The sequence below is a fragment of the Actinomadura harenae genome, assembly GCF_003696215.1.
GTDB lineage: Bacteria > Actinomycetota > Actinomycetes > Streptosporangiales > Streptosporangiaceae > Spirillospora > Spirillospora harenae.
In genome coordinates this window covers 1-17418 of sequence record NZ_RFFG01000137.1, presented here as the reverse complement: position 1 = coordinate 17418, position 17418 = coordinate 1, and the positions used below count along the sequence as shown (strand labels likewise).

The following is a 17418-nucleotide window of genomic DNA, read 5'->3' as shown; positions in this document are numbered from 1 at the left end:
GCGGACCCGGCGGTCGGCGCTGGCCAGGGCCGTCACCGGCCTCGCCCGCCTGTCCGGGTCGGACGGCGTCGTCCACGGGACGGGCGGCACGGTGGACGCGGCGCGCAGCGCCGACGTCGCCACCGCGCGCCTCGCCGCCGGGCTGAACGCCGACGGCGTCGTCCGCGCCCTGGGAACGCTGCTGCGCCCGGACGGCGGCATGGCCAAGCCGGGCGGCACGGCCAGCGACGTTCCCACGAGCATCGCCGCGGCCCCCGGAGTGTCCGGACGGTCGTGGCTGACGGCCCAGAACTCGCCGGTCGGCCTGTCGATCCAGCAGGTCGCCGCGCTGTCCCCGGCCGGGTCCGGTTCCGGCTGGCGGACGTCGACCTGGCTGATGGCCTCCGGAGCCGCCGCGCTCGCCGCCTTCCTCACGGGCGGGGGCGTGTACCTCGTCGTCCGCCGCAGGAGGTCCAGGCGGCCGCGGGGCAGCGGCCCCTCACCCGAGGCCCCCGTTGCCGTCCCCGCGGAGCTCGCCTCCGTGGCCGCACCCTCCGGTGTGCCTTCCCCGCCCTCGCCACCTGGCGCATCGTCCACCGCTCACATCATCACCACGCCGCCGTCCGACGCACCGGGCGGCGACTCACCGAAGGGGAACCCCCAGTCATGAGATCCGTGATCGCGGCCGCCGGCGGCCTGACCCTGCTGCTCGTCTGCGTCCCGGCGGCGCAGGCCGCTGCGGCCCCTGCCGCCGCGCCGCGAGTGGCGGCCGCCTACGACGGGATCTGCACGGGCGCCGACGCGCTCACCGGCGTCACCGTCGTCATCGACTTCCAGGAACTGAACGGCAACGGCGGCACGCCCGCGCCGACGCTCACCAAGTGCTCCCCGAACCCGACGCCCGGCGCGCAGCGGACCGGCATCCAGGCCCTCCAGGACGCCGGGATCGCCGTCACCGGCGCCGCGCAATGGGGACTGGCGTTCGTGTGCCGGCTCAACGGCCGCCCCTCGGCCACCGAGAGCATCCCGATCACCGGGAACCCCGGCTACAAGGAGGCGTGCGTCATCACCCCGCCCGGGGCGGCCTACTGGTCGTACTGGAACGCCGACGGCTCCGGGAACTCCTGGACCTACAGCAGCTACGGCGCGGCGAACCGCAACGTCGTGCCGGGCGGGTTCGAGGGCTGGTCGTTCTCGCTGAACCGGGGCGTCGACACCAACCCGGCGCCGCGTGTGACGCCCCGCAACCCGGCCGTCCAGCCGGGACGCCCGTCGGTGAGCCTGTCGGTGAACGACCTGGACCGCACGATCAACCTGGGGGAGAGCACCACGCTGACCTGGACGTCCAACCAGGCGACGGGCCTGACCGCGAGCGCGGTGTCGCCCGCGTCCGGCGGCGGCTCCTGGTCGGGGACGCTGGCCGTCCCCGGCGGCACCAAGTCGATCACGCCGACCGCGAGGGGCACCTACACCTACAAGATCTCGGCGACCGGGACCGCGGGCACCGCGACCTCGACCGCGACGCTCACCGTCAAGTGAGCGTGTCCCCGGCGCGCCGGGCGGGCGCCGTCACCGCCGCGGCCGCGCTCGCGGCCGCGGCGGTGACGGCCGCCCCGGACGCCTACGCGATCGATCCGTCGAAGGGCCGTCCCGGGTTCTGCGCGTCCGGCACCGGGGTCACGGTCGTGGTCGACTTCCAGGCGCTCGGCGGCACCACCATCGTCCGCTGCGATCCGCAGGCGGGGCGTGGCACCGGGCTGGACGCGCTGAAGAACGCGGGGTTCCAGATCGCGGGCGTGCAGCGCTGGGGTGAGGCGTTCATCTGCCGGATCGAGAACCGCCCGTCGGCGGTCGAGAAGATCCCGATCAAGGGGAACTCCGGCTACCGGGAGGCGTGCGTGGACACCCCGCCCGCCTCCGGGTACTGGTCGTACTGGCACGCGGGCAACAACTGCGCCTGGGAGTACAGCCAGTGGGGCGTGAAGAACCGCGACTTCGTCCAGGGCGGGTTCGAGGGCTGGTCGTTCTCCCTCAACGCGACCGCCGACACCAATCCGAAGCCGCGGGTCGCGGCGGTGCGTCCGGGCACCGCCGGGCAGCCGTGCAACGCGCCGGACGAACCGCCGCCGAGCGGCGACGACCCGAACGAGCGCCAGCCGAACACGCGGAACGGACCCGGTGCGCAGCCGGGCGGCACGGACCCGGGCGGCGGCTCGAACGGGAACACCGGGAACGGCGGCGGCACGGGAGGCGGTCAGGGCGGCGGAGGAGGAGGCGGTGACGACCCGGTGACGCGTGGCGGGAAGCTCCCGCCGCCCCGTCCGCGCGACGGCTCGACGGCCGACGACCCGGCCCGCAACGTCGCCTTCAGCGGCGGCGAGAACCAGCCGGACGTCGACGACGTCCTGAAGAAGCAGTCCGGCGCGAGCGACTACGCCCCGTGGGCCGCGGGCGGGGCCGCCGTCGCGCTGGCCGCCGCGTCCTGGGCGGTCGCGCGCCGCCGCAGGCGCGCGAGGGACGCATGACGGCACGGCCCGCCGCCCGCATGGCGGCGTACTTCCTCCCCCGGGACCTGCATCCGGCCGCGTGGTGGGTGTGGACGCTGGGCCTGGCCGTGGCGGCGAGCCGCACCACGAACCCGTGGCTGCTGCTGACGATCCTCGCCGTCGTCTGCCACGTCGTGGTGGCCCGCCGTCCGGACGCGCCGTGGGCGATGGCGTTCCGCGTGTACGTCGTGCTCGGCGTCGTGATCGTCTCCGGGCGCGTCCTGTTCCGGCTGGTCTTCGGCGGCGCCGAGGGATCGACGGTGATCCTGCGGCTGCCGGAGATCCCGCTGCCCGCGTGGGCGGCGGGCATCCGCCTGTTCGGGGACGTGTCGGCCGAGTCGCTGCTCGGCGGCCTCTACGACGGGCTGCGGCTGGCGACCATGGTGATCTGCCTGGGCGCGGGCAACGCCCTGGCCAACCCCAAGCGGCTGCTGAAGGCGATGCCCCCGGCGCTGTACGAGATCGGCACCGCCGTGGTCGTCGCACTGTCGGTGTTCCCGCAGCTCGCCGAGAGCGTGCTGCGGGTCCGGCGGGCGCGGAGGCTGCGCGGCGGGATGGGCGGCGGCGGCAGGTACCGCGCGCTGCGGACGGTGGTGATCCCCGTCCTGGAGGACGCCCTGGAGCGGTCGATGCACCTGGCGGCGTCGATGGACGTGCGCGGATACGGGCGCGCCGGGGCCGTCCCCGCCCGCGCCCGCGCCGCCACCGGCCTGCTGATGATCGCCGGACTGAGCGGGCTGTGCGTCGGCGTGTACGCCACCCTCGACGGCTCGACACCGCGCTACCTGGCGTTCCCCGTGCTGACCGGCGGGGTCCTGGTGGCGCTGACCGGGTTCTGGTTCGCCGGACGCCGCGTCCGCCGCACCCGCTACCGCCCGGACCGCTGGGGGCTCGCCGAGATCCTCGTCGCGGCCTGCGGCGTCGCCGTCGCCGCCGCGCTGTTCGCGACGTCCAGCGTGGACCCGACCAACCTCAACCCGTCGCTGACGGACCTGTCGTGGCCGATGCTGTCCTGGACGCCGCTGCTCGGCGTGCTGGCCGGTGTCCTGCCCGCCCACCTCACCCCGCGTCCCGAGCCCACCGTCCCCGGGCCCACCGCTTCCGGGCCCACTGCCACCGTCCCCGGGCGCGAGCCGCCCGCCGTCGAGAAGGCCCACGCATGATCCGTCTGAAGGACGTCGGCTTCTGGTACCACGGGCAGGCGGATCCCGTCCTGACCGGGGTGGACCTGACCGTCGGCGAGGGCGAGCTGGTGCTGGTCGCGGGCCGCACCGGCGCCGGGAAGTCCACGTTGCTGGGCCTGCTCAACGGGCTGGTCCCGCACTTCACCGGCGGTCACCTGGAAGGCACCGTCGAGGTCGGCGGCCTCACCACCGGCACGCGTCCTCCCCGCGAGTTCGCGCACCTGGTCGGCATGGTCGGGCAGGACCCCCTCGCGGGGTTCGTGACCGACACCGTCGAGGAGGAACTCGCCTACGGCATGGAGCAGCTCGGGCTGCGCCCGCAGGTGATGCGCCGCCGCGTCGAGGAGACCCTGGACCTGCTCGGCATCGCCGACCTGCGACGACGCGCGCTGCGGACGCTGTCCGGCGGGCAGCAGCAGCGGGTGGCGATCGGGTCGGTGCTGACCGTCCACCCGCAGGTGCTCGTGCTGGACGAGCCCACCTCGGCGCTCGACCCCACGGCGGCCGAGGAGGTGCTGGCGACACTCGCTCGGCTGGTGGAGGACCTCGGCACGACGGTGGTCATGGCGGAACACCGGATGGAACGCGTCATCCCGTTCGCCGACCGGATGCTCTACGTCCGAGGCGATGGAGGCGTCGCCGACGGGGCTCCGCCCGACGTGCTCCGGGACATGCCGATCGCCCCGCCCATCGTCGCGCTCGGCCGCCTGGCGGGCTGGGATCCGCTGCCGATGTCGGTGCGCGACGCCCGCCGCCGTGCCCGGCCCCTGCGCGAGGCACTGGCGTCCCGGCCACGGCGGGCCGATCCCGTGCCCGGCGAGACGCTTCTGCGCGGCGAAGGCGTCGTCGTGCGCTACGGGCCGGCCGTCGCGGTCCGCGGAGTCGACCTCGACCTGCGCGCGGGCGGAGTCCTGGCGCTGATGGGCCGCAACGGATCGGGCAAGTCGTCCCTGCTGTGGGCGTTGCAGGGCTCCGGCCCCCGGCAGGGCGGCACGGTGGACGTCGCCGGCGCCGACCCCAAGCGGCTGCCGGACGGCGAGGCGCGCAAACGCGTCGGGCTCGTCCCGCAGAGCGCCGGTGACCTGCTCTATCTCGAACACGTCGCCGACGAGTGCCGCGCCGCCGACCTCGAGTCGGGCGTGCCCGCCGGTTCCTGCCGGGAGCTGCTCGACCGGATCGCGCCCGGCATCGACCCGGCCGCGCATCCGCGCGACCTGTCGGAGGGGCAGCGCCTGGCGCTGGTGCTGGCCGTCCAGCTCACCGCCTCGCCGCGGGTCATGCTGCTGGACGAGCCGACCCGCGGCCTGGACTACGACGCCAAGACCGCGCTCGCGGCGGCGATCGGGGGCCTGACCGCCGAGGGCCGGGCCGTCGTCGTCGCCACCCACGACGTGGAGTTCGTCGCCGCCGTCGCCGACCGCGTCGCCGTCATGGCCGAAGGAGAGATCGTCTCGGACGGCCCCGCCGCCGACGTGCTCGGCGGATCCCCGGCCTTCGCCCCGCAGACCGCGAAGATCCTCGGCCCCGGCTGGCTCACCGTCGCCGACGTCGACGCCGCGCTGCCCGAGGCCGTCCGATGAGCGCGCGCGGTGAGGGCGCGGCCGCGCCGCGACGGCGCGTGTGGGGACGGGCCGACCAGGCCGTCCGGCTCGGGCCGCGGTCGGCGGTGGTGCTCACGCTCGCCTCGGCGGCCGGACTGATGATGTTCGTCTGGCCGCTGCTGGTCCGGGTGCAGCCGCAGAGCATGCAGCACGGACCCGACGCGCCCTTCGTCTTCGTCGGCATCCTGCCCGTGGTGATCATCGTGGTCCTGGCCGAGCTGACCGAGGGGGGCATGGACTCCAAGGCCCTGGCGATGCTGGGCGTCCTGTCGGCGGTGAACGCGGCGCTCCGGCCGCTCGGCGCGGGCACCGCCGGCATCGAGACGGTGTTCTTCATGCTCGTGCTCGCCGGACGGGTCTTCGGCGCCGGCTTCGGCTTCGCGCTCGGCTGCACGTCCCTGTTCGCGTCGGCGCTGCTGACCGCGGGGGTGGGGCCGTGGCTGCCGTTCCAGATGATGTGCTCGGCGTGGATCGGCATGGGCGCGGGCCTGCTGCCGCGCCGGATCACGGGCAAGGCCGAGATCGCCATGCTGGTCGCCTACGGCATCGTCGTGGCCTACCTGTTCGGCTTCCTGATGAACCTGTGGTTCTGGCCGTTCATCACCGGCGCCGAGGTCCCGTACTACCACGGGCACCTCTCCTACGTGCCGGGCGCGCCCCTCTGGGACAACCTCCGGAGGTTCACGGTGTTCACCCTGCTGACGTCCACCGCCGGGTGGGACACCGGCCGTGCCATCACCAACTCCATCGCCATCGTCGTCCTCGGTCCCGCCGTGCTGACGACGCTGCGCCGCGCGTCCCGCAAAGCCTCCTACGGCGTGGCCCCGACCTTCGGCCCGGCCACGGCGGCCCGCGCCGAACGCGCCGCGGGCCGCCGTGGCCCGCGACGCGTCCCGGGGGGACCGTCAGCGCGCGGGGGCGATGCCGTGGCGGTGGGCGATGATGACGAGGTGGACGCGGTCCCGGGCCTGGAGTTTGGCGAGGAGGCGGCTGACGTGGGTCTTGGTCGTGCCCTCGGTGATGTGCAGGCGCGCCCCGATCTCGGAGTTGGTGTGGCCCGCCGCGATGAGGGTGAGGACGTCGAGCTCCCGGCCGGTGATGCCCAGGCGGTCCGCGGACGGCGCGGGCGGACGGGCGGTGAAGGCGTCGATGAGGCGGCGGGTGACGGTCGGGGCGAGGAGCGCGTCCCCGCGGACGACGGCCCGGATCCCGGCCAGCAGGTCGTCCGGTGAGACGTCCTTGAGGACGAAGCCGCCCGCCCCCGCGCGCAGCGCCTCGTAGACGTAGGCGTCGATGTCGAAGGTGGTGAGGACGAGGACCTTCGCCGAGGTGGTGGACGTGACCTCGCGGGTGGCCGCGATGCCGTCCATGACGGGCATGCGGACGTCCATGAGCACCACGTCCGGCCGGTGGGGGCGGGCGGCCTGCACGGCCTCGCGGCCGTTCGCGGCCTCGGCCACGACGGTGAACCCCTCGGCGGCGCGGATGATCCCGGCGAATCCGGCGCGCACGAGGGTCTGGTCGTCGGCGACCACGACCCGGACGGTCACCGCGCGTCCCCGGTGAGCGGCAGGACGGCCCGGACCAGGAAGCCGCCGCCCTCGGCGGGCCCCGCCTCGACGCGGCCGCCGTGGAGGGCGGCGCGCTCGGCGATCCCGGCGAGCCCGTGGCCTTCACCCGTGTGCCCGGACGGCCCCGGGCCGTCGTCGCGGACCGCGATCGTCAGGACCTCGGCGGTCCGGGTGACGGCGGCGTTCGCGGTGGCCGACCCCGCGTGTCTCACGACGTTGGTCAGCGCCTCCTGGACGATGCGGTAGGCGGCCAGGGCCACGCCGGGCGGCAGGTCGCCGGTGTCGCCGGTGACCGTGAGGTCGACGCGGACGCCCGCCCGCCCGATCCGGTCGGCCAGCGGCCCGAGGTCGGCGAGCCCCGGCGCGGGCGGCGCGACGCCGTCGTCGGCGGTCGTGCGCAGGACCGCCAGCAGGCCGCGCAGTTCCCGGAGCGAGTCGTGGCTGACCTGCCGGATGTTGTCCAGCGCCTCGGCGGCCAGGGCGGGGTCCTTGTCGATCACGAACCGGCCGTATCCGGACTGGACGCCCACGACGCTCATGCTGTGCGCGATCACGTCGTGGACCTCCCGGGCGACGCGCAGCCGCTGCTGCGTCAGCTCACCGTGCAGCAGCGCGGCCTGGTGGCGGCGGAGCTCGGCGGCGTACGTCCGGTTGCGGTGGACGAGCCGCCCCGTCACCGCCGCCACCGACACGGCGAACGCGCAGACCACGGCGCCCTGCTGGAGATCGGACGAGCCGAGCGGCGCCGTCAGGAGCGCCGAGCCGAGCGTGAGCCCGAACGCGGCGGCGGCCCAGCGCAGCGGCCGCGTGGCGGAGATCTGGTAGACGAGCAGGGTGGCGGCCACGACCATGGCCGTCCCGGCGGGGACGGCGAGCGCGTATCGTCCGGCCACCGTGACGAGCAGCGTCCAGCCGCACCAGAGCGCGGCGGCCCCGGCGGACGGACGCGGACGGCGCAGCACGAGCCCGGCGCAGGCCGTCACCACGGCGAGGACGGCGAGGGCGGACATCAGCGGCGACGGCCGGGGGAACCCGAGGTGATGAGGGTTGTAGGCGCCGTACAGGTGCGCCATGGCCCGGAGCACGATCGCGCCGAGCACGACGGCGACGGCGCCGTCGATCGCGACCCAGTGCCAGGGCCGCAGCCGCTTGCCCAGCGGCGGACGCGGGCCGCCGAGGGCGAGCCGGTGGGGCGGCCGTTCGTCATGCATCTCCCCAAAGTAGGACGAGGACGGCGTCCGCCGCGTCCTCCCACGGTCATACATCCGTGGGCGGATTCCCCGGGGCCGAGACACCTCCGCGGCCAGACGCGCGGGCGTGGCGGGCGGCGCCAGCCTGGACGGCATGATCGAAACCCACGAGCTCACCAAGCGCTACGGGTCCACGACCGCCGTGGACCGGTTGTCGTTGGTGGTCAAGCCCGGCCGGGTGACCGGCTTCCTCGGTCCGAACGGATCGGGGAAGTCCACCACCCTGCGCATGATCCTCGGCCTCGCCCATCCGACCGGCGGTCACGCCCTGGTCGGCGGCCGTCCCTACTCCGAACTCCGGCGTCCGCTGCACGAGGTGGGCGCGATGCTCGACCCGGGCGCGGTGCATCCCGGGCGCACCGCGCGCGACCACCTGCGGTCGATCGCCCTCACCACCGGGATCTCCGCCGCCCGGGTCGGCGCGGTCCTGGAGCTGACCGGGCTCACGCCGGTCGCCCGCCGCCGCGTGGGCGGCTTCTCCCTCGGCATGCGCCAGCGGCTCGGCATCGCCGCCGCGCTGCTCGGCGACCCGCCGGCCGTCATCCTGGACGAACCGGTCAACGGCCTGGACCCGGAGGGGATCCAGTGGATCCGGAACCTGCTGCGGGGGATGGCGGCCGAGGGGAGGGCCGTGCTGGTCAGCAGCCACCTGATGACCGAGATGGAGCAGACCGCCGACCACCTGATCGTGATCGGCCGGGGACGGCTGATCGCCGACACCGGCATGGCCGAGTTCGTGCGCGGCGCGTCGCGCACCGACGTCCTCGTCCGCGTGGACGACCCCGGACGGCTGGCGTCCGTCCTGGTCGGGGCCGGAGGGGACGTGGCGTCCGAGGCGGACGGCGCGCTGGCGGTGCGCGGCCTGGCCCCGCGCCGGATCGGCGACCTCGCGGCCCGGGCGGACGTGGCCGTCCACGAGCTCGCGGTCCGCCGCGCGACGCTGGAACAGGCGTACTTCGAGGCGACCGAGAACGCGGTGGAGTACCGGGCCGGCGACGGAGGGCGGCGATGATGCGCGGGGCGATGGCGTCGGAGTGGCTGAAGCTCCGGTCGGTGAACTCGATGCGGGTCACGCTGCCGCTGGCGTGCGCGGCGTCGTTCGTGCTCGCGGTGGCGCCGTTCGCGAGCGACCCCGCCCGGTCGGCGATGAGCGCCGCGCAGCTGGCCCGCTACGACGCGGCGGGCTACTGCTACAGCGGCGGGTTCCTGATCGTCGTGCTGGCCGTCGGGGTGCTCGGGACGCTGAGCGCGACGTCCGAGTACGGCAGCGGGCTGATCGGCACGACCTTCCTCGCCGTGCCGCGCCGCCGCGCCGTCCTCGCGGCCAAGGCGGCCGTCGTCGGAGGCGCGGCGCTGCTGGTGGGGCTCGTGCTCTCGCTGGCGACGTTCCTCACCGCGCAGCGGATGCTGGCGGGCAAGCACCTCGCCGTCGGCCTCGGCGATCCGGGCGCGGCGCGCGCCGTCGCCGGCGCGGGGGCGTTCCTGGCGGTGACCGCGCTCGCCGGGCTGGCGATCGGCATCGTCCTGCGGCGCGCGACGGCCGCCACGGCCGCCTTCCTCGGACTGTACGTCGGCGCGAACCTGGTCACCGGGGCCCTCGGCGGCGCGGCCGACGCGGCCGGGCGCTGGACGCCGCTGCAGATCCTCAAGGGCCTGACCAGTACACGAGGCGCCTCCGCTGCCCTGCCGGGGCCCACGGCGGCCGCCCTCGAATGCCTGGCCTACCTGGTCGTCCTCCTCGGACTCGCCGCGCTGGTCATCGGCCGCCGGGACGTCTGACCGGAACCCCGGGCCCCACACGAGCGTCCCGGCGGGCGGCCTTCGGCAGGCCCGCCGGGACGCGTCGGCCTCAGGAGATCTTCGGGGTGGCGCGGTCGATCAGCGGCGTGAGGTCGAGGCCCGCCGGGAGCGTGCCGAACGCGATGCCCCAGTCGCCGGAGAGGCGGGTGGCGCAGAACGCGTCCGCGACGGCCGGGTGGCCGTGCCGGACGAGCAGGGACCCCTGGAGGATCAGCGCGAGCTGCTCGGCGATGCGCCGCGCGCGCAGCTCGATCGTGCCGAGGTCGGTGAGCGCGTCCTTGGCGCGGCGGACGGCGTCGTCCAGGCGGGCGTCGGCGCCCGCGGCGAGGCCGACCTCGGTGAAGAACGCCTCGACGGTCTCGGGCTCCTTCGCCATCGCGCGCAGGATGTCCAGCGCCGCGACGTTGCCCGAGCCCTCCCAGATGGAGTTGAGGGGGCTCTCGCGGAACAGGCGCGGCATGCCGGAGTCCTCGACGTAGCCGTTGCCGCCGAGGCACTCGAGGGACTCGGCGGCGTGCGACGGCCAGCGCTTGCAGACCCAGTACTTGCTGACGGCGAGCGCGAGGCGCTTGAAGGCGGTCTCGGACGCGTCGCCGCGGACGGACCGGTCGGTGGCCCCGGCGAGTCGGGTCATCAGGACGGTCGCGGCCTCCGACTCCAGCGACAGGTCCGCCAGGACGTTGCGCATGAGGGCGTGCTCGGAGAGGTACCTGCCGAACGTCCGGCGGTGCGCGGCGTGGTGGGCGGCCATGGTGACGCCCGCGCGCATCCCGGACGCCGCGCCGATGACGCAGTCCAGGCGGGTCATGTTGACCATCTCGATGATGGTCCGGACGCCGCGTCCCTCCTCGCCGACGCGGTAGGCGACGGCGTTCTCGTACTCGATCTCGGACGAGGCGTTGGACTTGTTGCCCAGCTTGTCCTTCAGCCGCATGAGGCGGAGCGGGTTGAGCGTGCCGTCCGGCAGGACGCGGGGGACGAGGAAGCAGGTCACGCCCGCGTCGGTCTGCGCGAGGGTGAGGAACAGGTCGCACATCGGGGCGCTGGTGAACCACTTGTGCCCGACGAGCGTGTAGGTGCCGTCCGGGTGGAGGGTGGCGCGGGTGGTGTTCGCGCGGACGTCCGACCCGCCCTGCTTCTCGGTCATCGACATGCCCGCGAGCAGGGCGTTCTTGCCGAGCGGGGCGCGCAGGCCGTAGTCGTACTCGGTCTTGGCGAGCAGCGGCTCGTACTGGGCGGCGAGCTCGGGGGACTGCCGCAGCGCCGGGACGGACGCGTAGGTCATGGAGATCGGGCAGCCGTGCCCGGCGTCGACCCGCCACACGTAGAACTTGGCGGCGCGGGCGACGTGCGCGCCGGGACGGTCGTCCGCCCAGGGCGTGCCGTGGAGGCCGTGGGTGACGGCGACGTTCATCAGCTCGTGCCAGGACGGGTGGTACTCGATCTCGTCCACGCGGTGGCCGTAGCGGTCGTGGGTGCGCAGGACGGGCGGGTTCTCGTTGGCGAGCCGCCCCCACTCCTGGGCCCGCTCGGTGCCGCCGAGGACGCCGAGCTCGTGGACCTCGGGGGCGGCCCAGGCGGCCCCCTCGCGGGCGAGGCCGTCGAGCAGCGCGGGATCCTCCGCGACGTCGTGCCCGATCAGCGGGGGGACCTGGTTGAACACCTCGTGGGTCGGCACGGCGGGCTCCTCACGGACGGCGGTGGTGGACGGGCGGCCCCGGACGGCTCCGGGCGGCTCCGGACGGGCCGTGAGCGGTCGCCCCACCTTCGACCTTACATAATCGATACATGTGCAGGGAAGGTGTAGCACGCGTCCGGATCCTCCCCGAGGGCGGGACGGATCTCGTCCCCCCGGTGGATTGTTCGGCGGTTCCGGGGGCATAACGTCGGAAGCATGAGTCAGCCCACCCCGCAGCCGGCGCGGACTCCCGCCACCCCGCCCTCCGAGCGGCCCCCGGACCGCCGTCCGGACCCGCGTCCGGACCCGGGGATCCGTGCCTCGGACGCCGAGCGCGAGGCGGTGGTCGAACGTCTCCGCGTCGCCTCCGTCGAGGGCCGGCTGACGTTCGGGGAGCTGGCCGAGCGCACCGAGGCCGCCTACGCGGCGGTCACCCGCGGCGCCCTCGAGGAGGTCGTCGCCGATCTTCCCGGCATGGGCGCGCCGCGCGCCGAGCCCGCCCCGCTGCTGAAGACCCGCCGGTTCAGCGCCGTCCTCGGCGACGTGACCGAGCGGATCGTCGGGCGCGTCGACGAGGAGCTGGAGATCCTGGCCGTCCTCGGCGACGTCAAGGTGGACCTGCGCGCCGCCCACGTGCCGACCGGAGCGGTCAGCGTCGTGGCGAACGCGGTCCTCGGGGACGTCACGGTGATCGTCCCGGCCGGGGCGCTGGTGGAGCTGACCGGGCACGCCGTCCTCGGCGACCGCCGGGTGTCGGCGCGCGAGGCCCCGGCGGGCCCGCACATCCCGGTCGTCCGGATCCGGGCGAACGCCTACCTCGGCGACATCAAGATCGTCGACCAGGAGCCCGCCCCCTGGTGGTAGCGGCCCGCCCGGCCCGCCTGCCCGACCGTCCTGCCCGTCCGCCCGTTCGGCCCCTCCCGTGGTGGGAGGGGCCGGAGGGGTGATCAGGCGGCGTTCTTGCGGTGGTAGGCGACGCGCGCGCCGAGCCAGCCGAAGTAGGCGGCCACGCCGACCAGCCCGGCCTTGCGGGTCCGCCTCGTGGTGAGCGCGGCGCCGAGGGCGAGCTCGGTCGCGCCGTTCCGCTTGATCCAGGTCGCGGTGTCCTTCGGGAAACCGGCCCGCGAGATCGGCTCGAACATCTTGGGCGCGGCGAAGTGGGCGGCGCCCGTGGCGGCCAGCGCGATTCCGGCCTTGCGGAGCAGAGCCATGGGGGGACGTCCTCTCATCGGGTGAACTCGTAGTCGTCGAGGTCGAAGGTGCGGGATCGGCGCCAAACGTACAGACCGGACTGGGGACGGATGTACGGCGCCTCCCCGCGTCGGTCGAAGTAGTAGCTGTTGGACCGGGCGCAGCTCGGCTGGGCGAGGATCGTCCCGCGCATCCGGCGGCGCATGTCGGCGGTGAACGCGTCGTGCGGGGCGGGCCGCACCGCGACCCGCCGCGCCCGCCGCCGCCGCGCCTCCGCCAGTACCCGGACGATGTGCGTCGTCCCGGCCTCGATGATCGAGAACCAGGACGCGCCGGTGACCGTGTACGGGCCGTTCATCATCCAGAAGTTCGGGACGAACGGCACCGAGAGGCCCTCGTAGGCGTGGTAGCGCTCGCGGTCCCAGTGCTCGCCCAGCTCGACGCCGCCGAGCCCGACGACCGGGAACGGCGGCGTCGCGCCCCGTTCCAGGATCTTGAACCCGGTCGCCAGGACGAGGGTGTCGGCGGGCCGCTCCGTGCCGTCCCGGGTGACGATCCCGGACGCCGTGACGCGCGCGATCGGGTCGGTGACCAGCTCGACGTCCTTCCTGGTGAACGCCGGGAAGTAGCGGTTGGAGAACGACGGCCGCTTGCATCCGAAGCCGTAGCGCGGGGTCAGCGCGCGCCGCGTCGCGCGGTCCGGGACCTGCCGCCGCAGGTGCGCGCGGCAGAGCAGCTCCGCCGCGCGCACGAGGAAAGGCGCCTTGCTGTAGTGGACGATCCCGAGCACCATCACCACCTCGGACGCCGCCGTCGTCACCAGCCGGACGAGCCGCTGCACGGGCGGCAGTGCCCGGAACAGCCGCCGGACGGCGCGCGGGATCTCGAAGTCGACCTTCGGGAAGACCCAGATCGGCGTCCGCTGGTAGACGTCCAGGTGCGCGGCCCGCTCGGCGATCTCGGGGATCACCTGCAGCCCGGACGCGCCCGTCCCGACCACCGCGACGCGCTCGCCGCGCAGGTCGTGCCCATGGTCCCAGCGCGCCGTGTGGACGATCCTGCCCGCGAAGTCGGCCAGCCCGGGGATGTCAGGGTCTTTCGGCTGGTCGAGAGGCCCGACCGCGCACACCAGGAACCGCGCGTCCAGCTCGCCGTCCGAGGTCTCGCCGCCTGAGGTGGTGATGCGCCACCGGTGCGCGTCCTCGTCGAAGACGGCCCGCTCGACGCGGGTGTTCAGGCGCAGGTGCGGGCGCAGGCCGTACTCGGTTGCGCAGTGCTCGGCGTACGCGCGCACCTCCTCGCCCGGCGCGAACGCCCGTGACCAGGACGGATTCGGCTCGAACGAGTAGCTGTAGGTCGCGGACGGGATGTCGACGGCCACGCCCGGATAGGTGTTGTGCCGCCAGACGCCGCCGACGCTCTCCGCCGCGTCCAGGATCACGAAGTCGCGGATCCCGCGCCGCAGCAACTGGATCCCCACGCACAGCCCCGAGAACCCGGCCCCGACGACCACGATCTCAGGCATTCCGCGCCTCCGGGGCGGTACGCCGCCGGGACGCCTGCTGTGCCACGCGCTCGTCGTGGGCGCCGCGCGCGCCGAAGGTCTGCCGGTAGGCGCGGTCGCCGTCCATCAGCCTGCGGAAGACGCGGACGGCCGCCTCGGGCGCGACCGCGAGCGCCGGTTCGACGACCGCGAGCCAGCCCGGGACGGCGTACTCGGCCCGCCGCGACACGCAGCTCCGGACGATCGCCTCGGCGACCCGGTCCGGATCGATCGTCGGCAGCCCGCCACCGAGCCGGACGCCCTCGGTCAGCCCCGTCCGGACGGCGGTCGGCAGGACGGCGCTGACGCTGACCCCGTGCGGCGCCATCTCCTCCCGCACGGACGCCGTCAGCCCGACCGCCGCGTACTTGCTGGCGTTGTAGACGGCCATGCCGGGCAGCGGCAGTTTCCCGGCGAGCGAGCAGACGTTGACGACGTGGCCGCGTCCGCGCGCGACCATCCCGGGCAGGACGACCCGCATCCCGTTGACCAGGCCGCGCACGTTGACGTCCATCGTGGTCGCGCTGACCTCGTCCGGCTCGTCCAGGAAGGGGCCGAGCGGCATCACCCCGGCGTTGTTGACCAGCACGTCCACCGGGCCGGCGGCCTCGCGCACGGCCTCGGCGAACGCGGCGAACGAGGCGCGGTCGGTGACGTCCACGCGTCCCGCGTAGGCGATCTCACCGGCGTGCCCGGCGTGCCCGGCGTGCCCGGCGTGCCCGGCGTGCCCGGCGAGCGCGGACGAGAGTTCGGCGGCGGTGCGGGCGACGGCGTCCGCGTCGAGGTCGCCGACGGCCACGCGGGCGCCGCGTTCGGCGAGCAGGCGCGCGGTCTCGCGGCCGATGCCGCGCGCGCCGCCGGTGACGAGGGCGACGGCTCCGGGCCGCGCCACGGGGGGATAGCGCATGGGGGCTCCTTAACTCGGATACCGAAGGTATTTGAGTGTTGGATGCGGCGTCAATAGCACTCTCCGGGGTCGCGCCCGGGCCCGTACACTGCACGGCATGGCACGAGAGAGCGGCCCGACCAGGGCGGAGCGGCAGGCGCGCACCCGCGAGCTCCTGGTCGCCACGGCCCGCCGCCTGTTCCTGCGGGACGGCTACCACGCCACGACGCTCGACCGGGTCGCCGAGGCGGCGGGCTTCTCCAAGGGGGCCGTCTACTCCAACTTCGCCACCAAGGACGAGCTCTGCCAGACCGTCATCGACGAGGTCCGCGCGGAGCAGGTCGGCGCTGTCGTCGAGGCGATCGGCGGCGAGGGCTCCCCGGCCGACCGGCTCGCCGTCTTCGACGCCTGGGCCGAGCGGACGATCGGCGACCCCGGCTGGACGCTCCTGGAGGCCGAGTTCGCGATCCACGCCACCCGCCGCGACCCCGCGCTCCGCGCGCGCGTCGCCGAAGGCGGGCGGCACTGGGTGCGGGCGCTCGCCGGGCTCGTCGAGGAGGAGGCCCGGCGGCGCGGGACGGTCCTGCCCCTCCCGCCGGAGGAGCTGGCGGAAGCCCTGCTCAGCCTGGGCATCGGCCTCGGACTCCGGCGCGCCGTGGACCCGGGGCTCTCCCCGCACGCCCTCACCGACGTCATCCGCCTCGTCCTCCAGCCCTGAGCGCCGGCCGGCGCGTGGAGGTCCGCGCATGCCCGGCGTAAAGGATCACTTCACCCGCCGCTAACGATCGCTCGGGCATGCTGAGGCGAATTCAGTAGACTTGTAGGGAACTTTCAGACTCGTCTCATGCGTCCCCTACACAGCGACCGGGAACGCGGAGAGCGGCATGAAGGCCAGCAGAGTCATGTCCGGCAGGGCGAGGACGACCATCGTGACGGCGGGGGCGGTCACGGCGGTCGGCGCGGCGGTGACGCTCGCGGTCGCGCTCGGCACGGGTTCGGCGGGAACGTCCGCACGGGCCCGTGCCGGGCTGGACGCGAGCGAGGCCGCGCGGGTCCCGTCCGCCCGGGTGCTCGGCCGGTACACGCTGCCGTCCGGCGGTGAGGAGCCCGCCCACCTGACGGGCCTGGCCGCCGCGAACGGCACGGTGTGGGTCACCGGAACGCAGGGCCCGATCGGCAAGGACGGGACGCCGACCGGCCTCGTCCTGCGCTACCAGGGCGGACGCCTGGCCAGGCTGGACGCGCCGCTCGCGCGCGGCCGCAGCGAGGGCGGGGACGTGGCGGCGACGGGCGACCGGGCCTGGGTCCTGGCGTCCGACCAGAACGCCTCGCCGCTGCTCAGCACCGACGGCCGCACCTGGAGGCGCGACGACCGTCCGTCCCACGGAGGCCTCGGCGCCTACGGGATCGCCGCCACCGGCGACCGCGACGTGTGGATCGAGGCGGCCGGGTCCGGCGCGGGCGGCGCGAAGGAGGTCCCGGCCCTCCTGCACTACGACGGCACCTCCTGGCACCGGAAGGACCGGGGCGTCGGCGGCGACCGCAGGCTCGGCCTCTTCGGCATCACGGCCCGCGCCTCGGACGACGTGTGGGTCGCCGGGGAGCGCTCGCTCGGCGGCGCGAACCAGAACGCCACCCCGTTCCTCGCCCACTGGGACGGCCGCGCCTGGCGCCGCGAGGGCACGCCCGTCCGCCTCGGCTTCGTCCGCTCCGTCGCACCGCTGAGCGGCACGGACGTGTGGGCGGCCGGCGGCACCGGATGCTCCTGCTCGTCCGCCGCCGGGCCGCTCGTGCTGCACTACGACGGCCGGTCCTGGCGCCGGGCCGCGGCGACCGGCCTCCGGCGGGCGCTCGCCTCGGTCGTCCAGGACGGCCACGGCGGCCTCTGGGCGGCCGACGACGGCGGACGCGTCGTCCACTTCGACGGCCACCGCTGGCGGGCCGCCGCCCTCCCGGGCAAGGCCGCCGCCACCGCCGTCGCCCGCGACCCGCGCACCGGCCGCGTCTACGCGATCGCCGACGAGCCGGAACAGAACGCCAAGGTCACGACCGTCCTCCTGACCCTGTCCTAATGGGAGCTGCCGGGTCGGGTTGTGATGCCAGACTCGGTGCCTGGTAGCCGCCGGCGAGTGAACACTCTCGTGTCCAGGACCTGGAGTCCTTGGGTCAGATCGTGTCCTCGCTGGTGG

The 17418-nt window shown here is 74.9% G+C and carries 15 protein-coding genes and 1 pseudogene; 10 read left to right on the top strand and 6 right to left on the bottom strand.

Features of this window, described 5'->3' with window-relative positions:
* The 5 genes and pseudogenes from EBO15_RS44710 to EBO15_RS38670 all read left to right on the top strand — a co-directional run.
* Window positions 1-649 (top strand): annotated as a pseudogene (locus tag EBO15_RS44710) (hypothetical protein); the annotation flags it as partial.
* Entirely contained in the window at window positions 646-1518 is an 873-nt protein-coding gene (locus tag EBO15_RS38685; protein WP_199745096.1) for a hypothetical protein, read from the top strand. The pseudogene EBO15_RS44710 and the gene EBO15_RS38685, both read left to right, overlap by 4 nt.
* Entirely contained in the window at window positions 1515-2504 is a 990-nt protein-coding gene (locus EBO15_RS38680; RefSeq protein WP_199745095.1) for an ABC transporter substrate-binding protein, read from the top strand. The genes EBO15_RS38685 and EBO15_RS38680 overlap by 4 nt, the downstream gene beginning before the upstream one ends.
* Complete coding sequence (locus EBO15_RS46955; protein ID WP_199745094.1) at window positions 2501-3688, top strand: CbiQ family ECF transporter T component; 1188 nt, start codon at window positions 2501-2503, stop codon at window positions 3686-3688. Before EBO15_RS38680 ends, EBO15_RS46955 begins: the two co-directional genes overlap by 4 nt.
* Complete coding sequence (locus EBO15_RS38670) at window positions 3685-5289, top strand: ABC transporter ATP-binding protein (protein WP_122199439.1); 1605 nt, start codon at window positions 3685-3687, stop codon at window positions 5287-5289. The genes EBO15_RS46955 and EBO15_RS38670 overlap by 4 nt, the downstream gene beginning before the upstream one ends.
* Window positions 5290-6215: 926 nt before the next feature.
* On the opposite strand, the gene EBO15_RS38660 is transcribed toward EBO15_RS38670, so the two are convergent.
* Window positions 6216-6860, bottom strand: a complete 645-nt coding sequence (locus EBO15_RS38660) for a response regulator (protein WP_122199437.1) — start codon at window positions 6858-6860, stop codon at window positions 6216-6218.
* Window positions 6857-8092 (bottom strand): sensor histidine kinase, encoded by a 1236-nt coding sequence (locus EBO15_RS38655; protein WP_158628475.1) that lies wholly within the window; start codon window positions 8090-8092, stop codon window positions 6857-6859. Before EBO15_RS38655 ends, EBO15_RS38660 begins: the two co-directional genes overlap by 4 nt.
* A gap of 133 nt (window positions 8093-8225) precedes the next feature.
* Here EBO15_RS38655 and EBO15_RS38650 point away from each other — a divergent pair, with 133 nt between their 5' ends.
* Together EBO15_RS38650 and EBO15_RS38645 are read left to right on the top strand one after the other, a co-directional pair.
* Complete coding sequence (locus tag EBO15_RS38650) at window positions 8226-9143, top strand: ABC transporter ATP-binding protein (protein WP_122199435.1); 918 nt, start codon at window positions 8226-8228, stop codon at window positions 9141-9143.
* Window positions 9140-9910 carry an ABC transporter permease gene (locus tag EBO15_RS38645; RefSeq protein ID WP_122199434.1) on the top strand — a complete coding sequence of 257 codons (771 nt, stop codon included), beginning with the start codon at window positions 9140-9142 and terminating at the stop codon, window positions 9908-9910. Before EBO15_RS38650 ends, EBO15_RS38645 begins: the two co-directional genes overlap by 4 nt.
* Before the next feature lie 70 nt (window positions 9911-9980).
* On the opposite strand, the gene EBO15_RS38640 is transcribed toward EBO15_RS38645, so the two are convergent.
* Complete coding sequence (locus EBO15_RS38640; RefSeq protein ID WP_122199441.1) at window positions 9981-11609, bottom strand: acyl-CoA dehydrogenase family protein; 1629 nt, start codon at window positions 11607-11609, stop codon at window positions 9981-9983.
* Window positions 11610-11825: 216 nt separating this feature from the next.
* On the opposite strand from EBO15_RS38640, the gene EBO15_RS38635 reads away from it, so the two are divergent.
* The gene (locus EBO15_RS38635) at window positions 11826-12473 is read left to right on the top strand and encodes a DUF1707 SHOCT-like domain-containing protein (RefSeq protein ID WP_233616756.1); all 648 of its coding nucleotides are present in this window, start codon (window positions 11826-11828) and stop codon (window positions 12471-12473) included.
* Between the two features lie 83 nt (window positions 12474-12556).
* Here EBO15_RS38635 and EBO15_RS38630 read toward each other — a convergent pair whose 3' ends face one another.
* The 3 genes from EBO15_RS38630 to EBO15_RS38620 are packed head-to-tail and all read right to left on the bottom strand — an operon-like array spanning window position 12557 to window position 15250.
* Window positions 12557-12820 carry a hypothetical protein gene (locus tag EBO15_RS38630; RefSeq protein ID WP_122199433.1) on the bottom strand — a complete coding sequence of 88 codons (264 nt, stop codon included), beginning with the start codon at window positions 12818-12820 and terminating at the stop codon, window positions 12557-12559.
* A 14-nt stretch (window positions 12821-12834) separates the two neighbouring features.
* Entirely contained in the window at window positions 12835-14325 is a 1491-nt protein-coding gene (locus EBO15_RS38625; protein WP_122199432.1) for a flavin-containing monooxygenase, read from the bottom strand.
* Complete coding sequence (locus EBO15_RS38620) at window positions 14318-15250, bottom strand: SDR family oxidoreductase (protein ID WP_122199431.1); 933 nt, start codon at window positions 15248-15250, stop codon at window positions 14318-14320. Before EBO15_RS38620 ends, EBO15_RS38625 begins: the two co-directional genes overlap by 8 nt.
* A gap of 97 nt (window positions 15251-15347) precedes the next feature.
* Between EBO15_RS38620 and EBO15_RS38615 the strand changes: the two genes are divergently transcribed.
* Both EBO15_RS38615 and EBO15_RS38610 read left to right on the top strand, forming a co-directional pair.
* Complete coding sequence (locus EBO15_RS38615) at window positions 15348-15947, top strand: TetR/AcrR family transcriptional regulator (RefSeq protein ID WP_122199430.1); 600 nt, start codon at window positions 15348-15350, stop codon at window positions 15945-15947.
* A gap of 166 nt (window positions 15948-16113) precedes the next feature.
* Entirely contained in the window at window positions 16114-17301 is a 1188-nt protein-coding gene (locus EBO15_RS38610; protein ID WP_147481853.1) for a hypothetical protein, read from the top strand.
* The last annotated feature ends 117 nt before the right edge of the window (window positions 17302-17418 follow it).